Origin of the sequence: Streptosporangium sp. NPDC023825, assembly GCF_040639575.1 — a bacterium.
In the GTDB taxonomy this organism is placed as follows: domain Bacteria; phylum Actinomycetota; class Actinomycetes; order Streptosporangiales; family Streptosporangiaceae; genus Streptosporangium.
The window spans coordinates 1-13,624 of record NZ_JBFAAE010000055.1 but is presented as its reverse complement, the minus strand read 5'-3'; the positions used below and the strand labels follow the sequence as shown (position 1 = coordinate 13,624).

The following is a 13,624-nucleotide window of genomic DNA, read 5'->3' as shown; positions in this document are numbered from 1 at the left end:
GCATGCCGATTCGTATCATCGTCGTGGACGATCACCCGGTCGTCCGCGACGGGTTGCGCGAGATCTTCTCCACCGACGAGGCCTTCGAGGTCGTCGGCGAGGCGGCCGACGGGCCGGAGGCTCTCGTCCTGACACGCCAGACCAACCCCGATCTCGTGCTGATGGACCTGCGGATGCCGAAGATGAGCGGCACCGAGCTGATCCGCCGCCTGCGCCAGCAGACACCGGACATCAAGGTGCTGGTCCTGACCACGTTCGACAACGACGCGGACGTGCTGCCCGCCATCGAGCAGGGCGCCACCGGCTACCTGCTCAAGGACACCCCGCGCGTCGAGCTGCTCCGCGCCGCGCAGGCGGCCGCCCGCGGCGAGACGGTGCTGTCCCCCACCGTGGCAGGGCTGCTCATGCAGAAGGTGCGCGCGCCCGAACAGCAGACGCTGAGCCGGCGAGAGCTCGAGGTGCTCGGGCTGATCGCCCGCGGCGCCACCAACCGCGAGGCCGCCGCGAAGCTGTTCATCACCGAGGCGACGGTCAAGACGCACCTGCTGCACATCTTCTCCAAACTCGGCGTGAACGACCGGGCCGCGGCGGTGGCGACGGCCTACGAGACCGGGCTGCTCAAACGGGCCTCCGAGACCTGACTTAAGGGCGCCTAGGGGTGGGCCGTCCCGGCCGGTGCTCCGTAGCGTGAACGTGTCTGCCCTGTTCATGCGAGTGGACACCCCCGGGACGAATGGAGATGGTCCATGAACACGCTTGCGCTGGCTGACCCTCGTACCGAGCTGGCGACCGTCGGAGGCAAGGGCGAGTCCCTCGCCCGCCTGGCTCGGGCCGGGCTGCCGGTTCCACCGGGCTTCCACGTCACCACCGCCGCCTACCGCGCCTTCGTGACCCATCACGATCTGCGGGAACGGATCCTGTCCTGCGACGCGGCGGAGACCGCCGCCCTGTTCGCCGCCCACGAGATGCCGCGGGACATCGCCGACGACATCCGGGCCGCCTACCGCGAGATGGGTGACGAGCCGGCGGTGGCCGTACGGTCGTCGGCGACCGCCGAGGATCTGCCCGGGATGTCGTTCGCGGGGCAGCAGGACACCTACCTCAACATCAGCGGCGCCGAGCGGGTCCTGGACGCGGTCAGGCGCTGCTGGGCCTCGCTGTGGACCGAGCGGGCCATCGCCTACCGCGAGCGCAACGGCGTCCCCCACGACGAGGTGGCCCTCGCCGTCGTCGTCCAGGAGCTCGTGCCCGCCGACGCGGCGGGCGTGATGTTCACCGAGGACCGCGATCACCTGAGCATCAACGCCGCGTGGGGGCTGGGCGAGGCGATCGTCGGCGGGCTGGTCACGCCCGACACGATCACTCTCGACCGCGCCGACCACACGATCGTCGAGGAGCACATCGCGGCCAAGACCGTGATGACCGTCCGCGTACCCGAGGGCACCCGCGAGGTGCCGGTGCCGGAGACCGGGCGCGACCTGCCCGTGCTGTCGCGGGCGCAGGCCGTACGGCTCGCCGAGCTGGGCATGGCGATCGAGGAGCTGTACGGCCACGCCGTCGACGTCGAGTGGGCCGTCCACGAGGGCCGGCCGTACATCCTTCAGGCCAGGCCCATCACCGGGCAGCGCGAGGTGTGGAACGACTCGCTCAAGGGCGACTACCTGTGGACCAACGGCAACCTGGGCGAGGCGATCCCCAGCGTGATGACACCGTGCACCTGGTCGCTCGTGCAGGCGTTCATCAGCGAGATCATGGTCGCCGGGCACCTCGGCGGCCACCCCCAGTGCGGCAACATCGGCGGCCGGGTCTACATGAACATGAGCCTGACCGCCTCGCTCGGCAGGGCCCTGGGCATGACCAAGAAGATCAGGGACACCCAGGAGCCGGTGTACGGGCGGCTGCCGGAGGGGGTCGAGACGCCGCTGCTGCCGATGTCGCGCTGGCAGACCCTCAAGGCGGCCAAGCCGCTGCTGGGGGGTCGCCGCGCCATCCAGCAGCTCGTGGGCCGGATTCCCGAGTACGTCGCGTCCGCGCCCCGGACCACCGAGGCCGTCCGCGCCAGGGTCGCCGGGGTCGCCACCGCCGAGGAGCTGGCCGCGCTCTGGGAGAGCGAGGTGGAGCCGAGGTTCCGCGAGTGCAACCGCATGCTCGCCGCCGCCGCCCGCCAGGACGCCGGTTCGCTGATCTACCTCGGCTCGCAGCTGACCAAGCTCGTCGGGGAGGCCGACGCCGCCGTGCTGATGTCCGGGATCCAGGCCGCGGACGGCCGGCTGGAGAGCCTCGGCCCGCTGCTCGGCCTGGCGCGGTTCAAGCGCGGCGAGATCTCCCGCGAGGAGTATGTCCGCAGGTACGGCCACCGGGGCCCGGACGAGTTCGAGGTCTCCGTGGCCCGGCCGGTGGAGGACCCGGCCTGGCTCGACAGGCAGATCGCCGGGCTCACGGTCGACCCGGCCGAGCTGCTGACCCGCCAGGACGAGGCGAGCGACGCCGCCTGGCGCAGGTTCCGCGAGCGGTATCCGAGGCAGGCCGAGAAGTTCCGCCGCAAGATCGACCGCTGGGAGGAGATCGTCCGCGCCCGCGAGGAGACCCGCTCGGAGATGATGCGCGGCTTCTGGATGGTGCGCGGCTTCGTCGTGCGGGCCGGCGAGGTGACCGGGTACGGCGACGACCTGTTCTTCCTGACGATCGAGGAGATCCTGGACGTGCTGCGCGGCTCGCGCCGCCCGCTCTCGCAGGTGGCCAAGCGCCGGGCGACCTACGAGCTGTACAGGGCGCTCCCGCCGTACCCGGGCATCATCCGCGGCCGGTTCGATCCGGAGCGCTGGGCAGCCGACCCGAACCGCCGCGGCGACGTGTTCGACGCCGGCGCGACGGTGGCGCCCCCCTCGCAGACCATCAGCGGCTTCCCCGGCGCCGCGGGCGTGGTCGAGGGCATCGCCCGGGTGATCTCCTCCGTGGCGGACGGCGACCGGCTCGCGGAGGGCGAGATCCTGGTGACGACCGTGACCAACGTGGGCTGGACGCTGCTGTTCCCGCGCGCCGCCGCGGTGGTCACCGACGTCGGCGCGCCGCTGTCGCACGCGGCCATCGTGGCGCGCGAGCTGGGCATCCCGGCCGTCGTCGGCACCAGGAACGCCACCATGCTGATCCGGGACGGCGACCTGATCCGGGTCGACGGCGGCCAGGGCAGCGTCGAGGTCGTCCGGGTGCCGGCGGTGGTCTGACCCGCGGAAAAGGCCGCGGTCCCGGCGGGACCGCGGCCTTTTCCTTTTCCTTTTCCCTGCCGTCGGCCGGTTTCCCCGCCCTCGGACCAGCGGGTCGCGTTTCCCGCCCTCGGACCGGCGTTCCCCGCCCTCGGATCAGCGGGTCGCGGTGAGCATCCGCATCCCGAGCGGGAGCTCGACCAGCTTGCCGGGGAGCAGGCCCGCGCTCTCCAGCAGTGCCCGGTACTCCTCCTCGGTCCGCTCCCGCCCGCCGGTCATCACCATCATGTGCAGGTCGTAGGCGAGCGGCAGGTGGGTGTCCGTGGAGACGACGCGTTCGATGATCAGCAGTTCCGCCCCCGTCGCCATCACCCCGGCGCAGTTGCGCAGCAGCCGGACGCACCGGTCGTCGTCCCAGTCGTGCAGGATGCGGGAGAGCAGGTAGACGTCCCCGCCCTCCGGGACGGACTCGAACAGGTCGCCGCCGACCAGCTCGCACCGGTCCAGCACCTCCATCCGGTCCAGGTGGGCGGGCGCCTTCGCGACGACCCCGGGCACGTCGAACAGGATCCCCCGGGCCTCCGGGTGGTCCCGCAGGATGGTGCCGAGCAGGGCTCCGGTGCCGCCCGCCAGGTCCACCACGGTCCGGGCGCCGGAGAAGTCGTGCGCCATGGGGACCTCGCGGAAGAACGCGGCGCCCGCCGCCATGCCGGCGTTGAAGACGGAGGCCCTGCCGGGACGGCCCGTCAGGTGCGCGAAGACGGGCTTGCCGAAGACGTGCTCGAAGGCCGTCTCGCCGGTGCGCAAGGTGTGCGGCAGCCCTCGCCACGCGGCGCCGAAGTAGTCCTCGCCGTAGAGCGCGGCGAGCGGGCCCAGCTCGTCGCGGCCCAGCAGGGCGCCCATCGGGGTGAGGCCGTACCTGCCGTCCTCGTCGGTGTCGACCAGGCCGACCCCCGCCAGCAGGCGGAGCAGGCGGCCGAGCGCGTCAGGGTGCGCGCCGACCGTCTCCGCGATCTCACAGGAGTACAGGCGGCGTTCCGCGATCGTGTCGGCGACCCCGAGCCGGACGGCGGCGAAGGTCGCCTCCGCCACCCATCCGCCGGTGAGGATCCTCATGAGCTCGTGTTCCATCATCGAATACCTCCGGCGTGGAATCCCCCGGCTCCAGCCGCGGGGAGGAAGTCAAGGCGTTTCCTACGGTGTGGAGGGCCAGGCCATGGAGACGGTACGGAGCACGTGGGCGACCACGTCCGTCCGCCGTGGCACGAGGTAGAAGTGGTCGCCGTCCAGCACGCGGGCGGCGAACCGGTCGCGGGTCAGCTCGCTCCACCGGGCGGCCTGTTCCGGGGTCACCTCGGGATCGCGGTCGCCGAGGATGGCGGTGACGGGGCAGTGCAGCGGGCCGCCCGGACGGTGCCGGTAGGTCTCGTCGACCCGGTAGTCGTTGCGGACCACCGGCAGCGTCAGCTCCCTGATCACCGGATCCGCCAGGTGCGCCTCCTGCACGCCGCCGAGGCGTACCAGGTCGGAGATCAGGTCGTCGTCGGTGGTGTGGGCGTCGCCCGGCCGGTGGTCGTGCGGCGCGTGCCGCCCGGAGGCGAACAGGTGCACCACGCCCCGGCCGCGCGCCTCCAGCTCGCGCGCCACCTCGTAGGCGATCAGGGCTCCCATGCTGTGCCCGAACAGCGCGACCGGCCGGTCGAGGAGGGGCGCCATCGCGTCGGCGACGAGCTTGGCGATGTGGTGGGCGTCGTCGATCAGCGAGTCGGCGCGCCGGTCGGCGCGTCCCGGGTACTGCACGGCGCGCACCTCGACGGCCGGCGGCAGGGTGTGGTGCCAGGGCCGGTAGAAGTTCGCCGAGCCGCCGGCGTGCGGGAAGCAGAACAGCCGCAGTCCCGACCGCGGCCTGGGGTCGTAGCAGTGGAACCAGCTCATGAGATCTCCGCTGCGGAAAGAGGGCGGGGGGCGTCCTGGACCAGCAGTTCGGGACGGCCGATCGCCGCGGTGGCGTCCAGCCAGAGGCGGCTGAGCGTCAGGTAGTACTGGCCCTGCCGCATCGGGTCGGCGGCCTCTTCGGCGGCCTGGCGCAGGTCGGTCAGCGCGCGCCGGACACCGCTCGGCCACAGTGATCCGACGATTTCCTGAAATGTCGGTGCCTGTTCCGGTCCGAGGAGCGTGGCGCTCGGCAGGCGGAGATGATCCTCCTCGAGGGCGAAGCGGTCGTCGGCGTCGCGGCCGACGTACATGCGGGGGCTCCACACCATCGGCCCGTGCGTGTTGACCAGTGTGAGGTTGCCGCCCTCCGTGCCGAGCGTGATGCGGTGCAGCAGGTGCAGGTGGGCGTCGGGGTCGTTGGGGGCGATCTGGTTCTGCACCCGCAGGGTCAGCGGCACGCCGCCGATCGTGCCGGTGAGGCAGCTGAACGGCGTCCCCTGCGCCACCGGGCCGAACGTCCACGGCCGCAGCCCGCCGAGCGCGCGGCCGAGGATGTCGAACAGGGCGTAGGCGACGTGGACGCTGCAGGCGGCGTCGACGTAGAGGGGCCGCTGGAGCTCGCACAGCCGGCGGGCGGCGTCGACGAACCGGCGCACCGGCTCCAGGTGCACGTAGAGCGTGTTCACGTGGTGGACCGCCGAGGCGGCCCGCGCGGTGCGCAGGCACCGGGCCAGCTCGTCCGCGTGCAGGGGGTGTTCCTGGAGCACGTGGACGCCGCGGGCCAGGAGCGCCCCGGCCAGCTCGCTGCCCTCTCCCCCGACGACCCCGGAACGCACGACGACGCAGGCCAGGTCGGCCAGGTCGGGCACCTGGTCGGGATCGGTGAGCAGCGGCACGCCGTACGCCCTGGCGTATCCGGCGGACCGGGCGCTCCCGCGGGCCAGGATGCCCGTCAGCTCGAACGGCCCGTCCGCCAGGGCCGACAGGTAGACCTGGCCGAATTTCGTCCCGCAGACCACGACCCGCTTCACAGCGCGCCCTCCTCGAACGCCGGCGCGGCCAGGTCGATCCTCGGGATGTCGTCGGAGATCTCGATCTTGGCCACGGGTTCCAGGTCGGCCAGCATCCTGGCGGGGTCGAGCACCGCGTCGGCGTGGTGGAGACCGGCCTCGACGTCGCCCCGCAGCACGGCCTCCGTGGCGTGCGCCACGACCGCGGCGGTGAGCTCGTAGGAGTCGTCCACTCTCAGCGCCATCGTGCGGGTGGTGTCGGGGCCGCTGAGCTGGAAGAGCAGGACGTAGTACGGGGTGCGCCCGGCCAGTTCCAGCTCGGCCACGCGCATCAGGTCGGCCGCCGAGACCGCCGCGCTCATCGCGGCCATGACGCGGTCGCCGGTGATGACGTTGTACCAGCGCGCCTCCTGCAGCCCCAGCTCCCCGGCCACCCGTGCCGCCTCGGTGCCGAGGAAGGGGTAGGCGGTGACCGGTCCGTGGAAGTAGGGCAGCTCGACGCCGTACGCCGGGGACAGCGCCCGCGAGACCGTGGCGCCGCCGCGCCAGGCGGCCAGCGCCTCACCGTGATCTCCCCTGCCGCTGAGCAGGACGTCCCCGGCGGCGGCGGGGGTGAGCCGGTCGAGGCCGCCGGTGTACACGTCGAGCCGGTGCGGGCCGGCTCCGGCGAACCGCGCGAGGTGGCGCGGCAGCAGTCCGGTGAGGCCGGGCAGCATCCCGGCCGAGAGCACCGCCGTCGCGTCCGCCGTGCCCGTGCTCGCGAGCCCGGAGAACGCCGGGCCGTCGCCCGCGGCGTCCACGTAGTCGGCCCCGGCGAGGAACGCGGCGCGCGCCACCCGGTCGAGCAGCAGGTAGGAGGGGCCGGCGCAGTTGACCACGACCGTGCAGCCCCGGCAGAACCTGGCCAGGGCGGCCTCGTCGTAGGCGTCCACCTGCCAGGCCTCGCCGCGGCCGCCCAGCTCCTCGCCGACGAAGCGGCGGGCCGCCTCCAGGTCGCGCCCGCCGACACGGACGCCACCGACGCCACGGCCGGCGAGCAGCCGCGCCGCCGCACCGCCGACCGCGCCGTACCCTCCGACGATCCCGATCATGCCGAGCCGCCGGTGATCAGCCGGGCCACGCCCGGGGCGTGCGCCTGGTCGAGACAGCTGAAGTGGTCGCCCGCCACGTCGATGACGGTGAGCCGGCCCAGGCAGAGTTCCCGCCAGAACTCGGTCATGTCGTCCTGGAGGGTCGGCACGACGTTGGTGACGCCGCGCTGGCGCAGGAACGTGATGTCACCGGCGTAGGGCTCGGGGTCGTAGTGGGTGACGGCCGCGAAGCTCTGCCTGAACACCCGGTGGGCGAGTTCCACCCGCTCGGGCGGCTGCCCCAGCTCGCGGGCGAGGGCGGCGAGCCGTTCCCGGTGCGGGGGCAGGGCGAGCGCGGCGAAGCGGCGGCCGACCTCCGCGAGCCCGGGGTCGGGGTCGTCCGCGAGGGCGGCCAGGCCTCCCTCGGGCACCTGTCCCGGCGAGCCCTCCTGGACGGCGTGCAGCGCCCTGGCCAGGTCCCCGCCGGGGTAGCCGAGCCGGACCGGGTCGACGCCGCACGCCTGGGCGAAGCCGTACTCCAGCATGAGCTCGTCGGTGATCCGGTAGGGGAACCGCGAGCTGCTGATGACGGTGAGGTCCTCGACGACCGCGCCGCTCTCGGTGAGCTGGCGGGCGAGCTCGGTGGCGATCAGCCCGCCCATGCAGTAGCCGACGATGCGCACGCGCGTCACGCCCTCCTTGAGCAGGAGCCGCGCGTAGGATCCGGCCAGCGTCTCGGCCGCCGTGTCGGGGTCCAGCTCCAGGTAGCGCTCGGCGTCGTCGATCGCGAGGCCGAGCAGCGGCGTGCCGGCGAGCTCGGCGGCCAGGGCCCGGTAGGGGGTGAGGGTCCCGGTGCCGTCGTGGACCAGCACGCGGGCCGTCCCCTCGCCCTCCGACAGGCGCACCAGCGAGCTGGCGTGCGTGCGGGTCAGCCCGTGGTCGCGGTCCTCGCGCGCCTGGCGGAGGTGGGCGGCCAGCGCGGCGACGGTCGGCTGGTTGACCAGCTGGCGGACGAGGCTGTCCCAGTAGAAGTTGCCCGCCTCGGGCAGCTCCTCGCGGACCCGCCCGGCCAGCCGGGTGACCAGCAGGGAGTCGCCGCCCAGGGCGAAGAAGTCCTGGTCGCGGCCGACGCGCGGGAGGCCGAGCAGCTCCGCCCAGAGCGCCGCGAGCCGCTGCTCGAGGTCGTCGCGCGGCTCCTCGCCCGCGGGCGCTGCCTCCCCCGCGGCCCGCGGGAGCAGGGTGGCCAGCGTGGTCCTGTCGATCTTGCCGTTGTCGGTCAGCGGCAGCTCGTCGACCACCTGGATGTGGGACGGGATCATGTAGTCGGGCAGCCGTTCGGCCAGGAAGGCCCGCAGCTCGGCGAGGTCGACGTGCTCGCGGTCGGCGGGGAATCGGGCGGCGAGGACGCACTGGCCCAGCGGCGCCAGCGGGTCGGCGGGCTCGGGCAGGCAGGCCAGGGTCTCCGCCCCCGCCGCGGCCAGCAGGCCGAGCCACTCCTCGCGGGTGATGAACGTGCGGTCGCGTCCGCGCCGCACGTCGTCGTAGTCGCGCGGGCTCATCAGGAACTCCATCGAGCTCATGATCTGCACGTGCTCCCGGGTGGTCTCGATGAACACCAGCCAGCCGCCCGGTACGAGCAGCTCGCGGAACCTGTCCAGGACCACGCCCGCGTCGTGGGCGTTGTGCAGGACGTTGGCGCAGAGGATGACCTCGAAGGAGTTGGGCTCGTAGCCCTGGTCGCGGTAGTCGGCGTTGATGTCGAACAGGCCGTAGCGCACCCAGGGGTGGCCGGCGAACCGCTCGGCCGCCCGGGTGAGGAAGAACCTGGACAGGTCGGTGAAGAGGTAGTCGACCCGGTGGCCGGCCAGTTCGGGGATGAGCTCGGCGCTGGTGCCGCCCACGCCCGCGCCGGCCTCCAGCACGCGCAGCGGCCCGCCGGTGTGCTCCTCCGCCACGCGGCCGATCACGGCCCGGACGACGCGGTTGACGTAGCGGCTGAGGACGTTGTCCTTGTACGCCCCCTCGGCCGTCTCCACCCCCGCCTCGGGGAACAGCAGATCGCGCGCGTCGAGCTCGCCGCGCATCAGCTCCGGCAGGTGCGTGGTGCTGACGCGCAGGAAGCCGATCAGCTCGGCGCCGTAGTCGAGCCCGTCCGCCAGCTCGCCGACCCGGCGCCAGAGCGCGTCCAGGTCGGCGCCGGTACGCAGGTTCCGGTACCGGCCCTCAGGGTCGCGGTCGAGCAGGCCGTGCTCGCACAGCGCGGTGAGCCAGCGGCGGACCAGCCGGTGGTGGTCGGGCCTGACCCGCGCGGTCTCCAGGATCTCGGCCGCCCCGTACGCGTCGTCCTCGAAGGTGAACAGCCCCGAGGCGCGCAGCGCGGCCGCCATCGACGCGAGCGCGATCTCGTCGAGCGTCTCGGCCACCGCGATCACCCGTGGCAGGTCGACGCCGGCGGTCGCCGCGTCCGCCGCGTCCCTCGCCGCCGCGCCGACGTCCGGTACGGCGTCCTCCTCCTGTCCGGGGACGGCCTGCTGCCTGTGTGCGGCCTGCGCGAAGGCGATCAGCCGCCGGTCGAGCCCGCGGTCGCCGTCGACGATCACGGTGCCGGCGGCGACGGCCGGGTGGGCCTGCAGCTGGGTCTCGACCTCGGCCAGCTCGATGCGGTGGCCCCGGATCTTGACCTGGGAGTCCTCCCTGCCGAGGAACTCGATGTTCCCGTCCGGCCGGTACCGGCCGAGGTCGCCGGTGCGGTAGAGGCGCTCGCCGCGATGGTGGACGAACCGCTCGGCGGTCTTCGCCTCGTCGCCGAGATAGCCCAGCGCCACGCCGGCGCCGCCGATGTACAGCTCTCCGGGCACCCAGTCGGGGCTCGGCCGCATGCTCGCGTCGCAGACGTGGAAGCTCTGGTTGGCCAGCGGCCTGCCGTAGGGGATGCTGGCCCAGCCGGGCAGGTCCTCGCCGATGGGGTGGTAGATCGACCAGATCGCGGCCTCGGTCGCCCCGCCGAGGCTGACCAGCTCCAGGCCGGGCAGCCGCCGCCGGATCCGGCCGGGCAGCGCCACCGGGATCCAGTCGCCGGAGAGCAGGGCCAGCCGCAGCGTGGGCAGCTCCGCCTGGGATTCGGCCTCGAGGTAGTGCTCCAGCATCTGCAGCTGCGCGGGCACCGAGTTCCAGACCGTTACCCCGTGCTCGGCGACGAGCGCGGCCCAGTGGGAGGGGTCTCCCCGGCGCAGGGCGTCGGGCAGCACGAGGGCGGCGCCGGTGGCGAGGGGGCCGAAGATGTCGTAGACCGACAGGTCGAAGCCGAGGTTGGCCAGGCCGAGCACCCGGTCCCCGGCGCCGATGCCGAAGCGGGCGCCGATGTCGTCGACGGTGTTGCGCGCCGCCCGGTGGCTGATCACCACGCCCTTGGGCGTCCCGGTCGAGCCGGAGGTGTAGATGACGTAGGCGGGCTCGTCCGGGTGCCGCTCGACCGCCGGGCCCGGGGGCGCGGGCGGCAGGGTGTCGACCGCGATCCAGCCGTCCTCGGCCCGCCAGGACTGGGTGAGCACCAGCCGCGCGGAGGCGTCGGCGAGGATGCGGTCGCGCCTGCCCGGCGGCTGGCCGGTGTCGACCGGGAGGTACACGCCGCCGGCCAGCAGCGTGCCCAGCACCGCCACGACCTGCTCGACGCCCTTGTCCATCACCACGGCGACGATCTCGCCCGGTGCGTGCCCCGCCTCGCGCAACGCCCGCGACACCCCCGACGCCCGTGCCAGCAGCTCGCCGTAGGTCAGCGAGCGGTCGCCGACGACGGCGACCCGTTCGGGGGTACGCCCCGCCTGGGCCACGACCTCGTCGTGCAGCAGGCCGTACGGGAGCGGCGCGACGGTGTCGTTGACGTGGTCGCGGCGGCGCCTCTGGATCTCGGGCAGCTCCACGGGAGACGCGGACGCCCAGGTCTCCTCCCTGGTCAGGCGGCCGAGGAGGTCGGTGAACGCGGCGAACATGTCGTCCACGAGACCGTCGGGGAACACTCCCTCGCGGACGTCCCAGTTGGTCAGCAGCGCTCCGCCGTACTCCTTGACCTGGCAGTCGACCCACACCTGGGGGGTTTGGCTGATGCCGTACACCGGCATGCCGTGCTCGGCCTCGTCCTGGCCGATGCCGATGGCGCTGGTGAACACCACGGGCATCAGGGCGGCGGCCCTGCCCCGCTTGCGGGCCAGCTCGCGGATCACCTCCATGCCGCCGCAGCGGCGGTGTTCCAGGTCGGTGAAGAGCTGCCGGCCGATGGCGGTGGCGCGGGCGGCGAACGGGGCGTCCGGCGAGGTGTCGACGGCGAGGAGGTTGAGCGAGGTGAAGTCGCCCACGACCTCGTCGATCTGCGGGTGCAGCGGCGGGCGGTCGAGCAGCGTCAGGTTGAGCGTGAACCCGGGTCTGCGGCTCCATCGCCCGATGACCTCGGCGTAGGCGGCCAGCACGGCCTGCGAGGGGGTGATGCCCGCCGCGCTCGCGCGGGCGCGGAGCAGCGCCCATTCGCGCGGTTCCAGCGTGGCCTCCCAGCGGGTGAACCTGGCGCCCGCGTCCTGGCCGAGCGCGGGCAGTTCGGGGGCGGGGGGCAGGTCGTCGATCCTGGCCCACCAGTAGGCGCGGTCCCGGTCGTACCGGCTGCTCTCGCGCTGGGAGCGCAGGCCGAGCACGCAGTCGCGAAAGCTCAGCGGCACCGGCGGCAGGACGGTGCCCGGGTCGTCGAGCAACAGGTGCAGCTCGGCGAGCAGCAGCTGGATGCTGACGTAGTCGGCGATGAGCAGGTCGATCGAGGCGTGCAGCAGGGCCGCGCCGTCGGTGTGGGTGATCCGCAGCTCGAACAGCGGCCAGGCGCCCGGCGGGTAGACCTTGTGCGCCATCTCCTCGCGGATCGCGGCGAGGCTCTCCTCCGGGTCGGTGCCGCGAAGGTCGGTCACCCGGATGTCGTAGTCGGGGACCTCCGCCTGGACGTTCTGGTGGCCGTCGGGATGGATCACGGCGCGGAGCATGTCGTGGCGGCCGATCAGGGTCCGCCAGGCGGCCTGGACGCGGTCCGCGTCGAGCTCGGCGAAGGCGACCTCGACGTAGCCGTGGCAGGCGACGCCGCCGTAGCCGAACGCGTCGTTGCGGCCCACCAGGTAGGCCTGCTGGACGTCGGTGAGCGGGAAGGGGTCCAGGCGCCGTTCCGGCTCCGGCCGTACTGTCTCCGACGCGGTCTCGCGGCGCAGCTGCTCGATGATCTCCGGTTTGGCGTTCAGCAGGACCGCGCGCCGGTCCTCGGTCAACGCCCCCTTGGGGGCGCGGAACCTGAGCCGCCCCTCCTCCTCCCACAGTCTGATCCCCGCCGACTCCATGTCGGCGATCAGTTCGCGTACGGCAGGTGCCTGGGCCTGGGTCACAGCACGCCCTCTTCCGTGTCATGGTCGTCGTCGATGGACAGGGCGCAGTCCGCGATGGTGGGAGCGGCGAAGAAGCGCCGCAGGGTCACCTCCACGCCGAGCCGCCGCCTGGCGACCTCTGCGAAGCGGGTGGCGAGCAGCGAGTCGCCCCCCAGGGTGAAGAAGCTCCGGTTGCGGCCCGGCGCCGGGATCTCCAGGAGTTCCGCCCAGATCTCGGCGAGCAGCTGTTCGGTTCCCGGCCGAGGCGGATCGTCGTCGGGTGGGGGTTCGAGGGTGGTGGTGAGGGCGGATCTGTCGATCTTTCCGTTGGGGGTGAGGGGGAACTCGTCCAGCGGGGTGATGGTCGGGGGGATGGCGTGGGTGGGGAGGCGGTCGGTCAGGAAGGTGCGGATCTGGTCCGGATCGGCGGTCGCGGGGGTGACGAACGCGGCCAGGCGGCGCTGGCGGCGCTCGCCCACCGCGACCACCACCGCGCGACTCACCGCGGGGAAGGCTTCCAGTGCGGCCTCGACCTCGCCCAGCTCCAGCCGATGACCCCGGATCTTCACCTGGTGGTCGGCGCGGCCCAAAAACTCCAGCGTGCCATCGGCCCAGTAACGGCCCAGGTCCCCGGTGCGATACCAGCGCTGCCCGCCGTAGCGCACGAACTTCGCCGCCGTCGTCACCTCATCACCCCGGTAACCCGACGCCACCCCGGCGCCGCCGATCCACAACTCCCCGGCCACCCAGTCCGGGCAATCCCGGCCCTGGCCATCGACCACCCGAAACCTCTGGTTACGCAGCGGAAACCCGTACGGCACCGACGTCCAGTGCGCCGGAACGTGCGCCACCTCCCAGATGTTCGACCAGATCGCCGCCTCCGTGGCACCGCCCAGCGCTATCAGCCGGCACCGGCCGCCGCTGCCGGCCGCCAGCCGCGCCTGCAGATCCAGCCCCACCCAGTCGCCCGACACCAGCGCCACCCGCAACCGCGGCGGAACCCGGTCCACGACCGACAA

General features: G+C 73.2%; 8 protein-coding genes. 2 read left to right on the top strand and 6 right to left on the bottom strand.

Annotated elements, in window-relative coordinates; translation table 11 throughout:
- The first annotated feature begins 2 nt into the window (after positions 1–2).
- Both AB0G15_RS33415 and AB0G15_RS33410 read left to right on the top strand, forming a co-directional pair.
- On the top strand, positions 3–641 hold the full coding sequence (locus AB0G15_RS33415; RefSeq protein WP_362695492.1) for a response regulator transcription factor: 639 nt from the start codon (positions 3–5) through the stop codon (positions 639–641).
- Between the two features lie 105 nt (positions 642–746).
- A complete protein-coding gene (locus AB0G15_RS33410) occupies positions 747–3,224 on the top strand; it encodes a PEP/pyruvate-binding domain-containing protein (protein ID WP_362847592.1) in 2,478 nt (825 codons plus the stop codon).
- Positions 3,225–3,359: 135 nt separating this feature from the next.
- Here the strand turns inward: AB0G15_RS33410 and AB0G15_RS33405 are convergent, their stop codons facing one another.
- From AB0G15_RS33405 to AB0G15_RS33380, 6 genes are all read right to left on the bottom strand, one after another.
- Entirely contained in the window at positions 3,360–4,337 is a 978-nt protein-coding gene (locus tag AB0G15_RS33405; protein WP_362847589.1) for a methyltransferase, read from the bottom strand.
- 60 nt (positions 4,338–4,397) lie between these two features.
- Entirely contained in the window at positions 4,398–5,138 is a 741-nt protein-coding gene (locus AB0G15_RS33400) for an alpha/beta fold hydrolase (protein WP_362847586.1), read from the bottom strand.
- Positions 5,135–6,169, bottom strand: coding sequence for a Gfo/Idh/MocA family oxidoreductase (locus AB0G15_RS33395; RefSeq protein WP_362847583.1), 1,035 nt, complete (start codon positions 6,167–6,169; stop codon positions 5,135–5,137). Before AB0G15_RS33395 ends, AB0G15_RS33400 begins: the two co-directional genes overlap by 4 nt.
- Positions 6,166–7,239, bottom strand: a complete 1,074-nt coding sequence (locus tag AB0G15_RS33390) for a saccharopine dehydrogenase NADP-binding domain-containing protein (protein WP_362847580.1) — start codon at positions 7,237–7,239, stop codon at positions 6,166–6,168. The genes AB0G15_RS33395 and AB0G15_RS33390 overlap by 4 nt, the downstream gene beginning before the upstream one ends.
- Complete coding sequence (locus AB0G15_RS33385) at positions 7,236–12,626, bottom strand: amino acid adenylation domain-containing protein (protein ID WP_362847577.1); 5,391 nt, start codon at positions 12,624–12,626, stop codon at positions 7,236–7,238. Before AB0G15_RS33385 ends, AB0G15_RS33390 begins: the two co-directional genes overlap by 4 nt.
- Positions 12,623–13,624: non-ribosomal peptide synthetase (locus AB0G15_RS33380; protein WP_362847574.1), on the bottom strand; the 1,002-nt coding region annotated here is incomplete at its 5' end. The genes AB0G15_RS33380 and AB0G15_RS33385, both read right to left, overlap by 4 nt.

What these genes read in the sequence shown, in the direction of transcription:
- AB0G15_RS33415 (WP_362695492.1), top strand. Translation starts at nt 3, where the DNA reads ATGCCGATTCGTATCATCGTCGTGGACGATCACCCGGTCGTCCGCGAC.
- AB0G15_RS33390 (WP_362847580.1), bottom strand. Translation starts at nt 7,239, where the DNA reads ATGATCGGGATCGTCGGAGGGTACGGCGCGGTCGGCGGTGCGGCGGCG.
- AB0G15_RS33405 (WP_362847589.1), bottom strand. Translation starts at nt 4,337, where the DNA reads ATGATGGAACACGAGCTCATGAGGATCCTCACCGGCGGATGGGTGGCG.
- AB0G15_RS33400 (WP_362847586.1), bottom strand. Translation starts at nt 5,138, where the DNA reads ATGAGCTGGTTCCACTGCTACGACCCCAGGCCGCGGTCGGGACTGCGG.
- AB0G15_RS33410 (WP_362847592.1), top strand. Translation starts at nt 747, where the DNA reads ATGAACACGCTTGCGCTGGCTGACCCTCGTACCGAGCTGGCGACCGTC.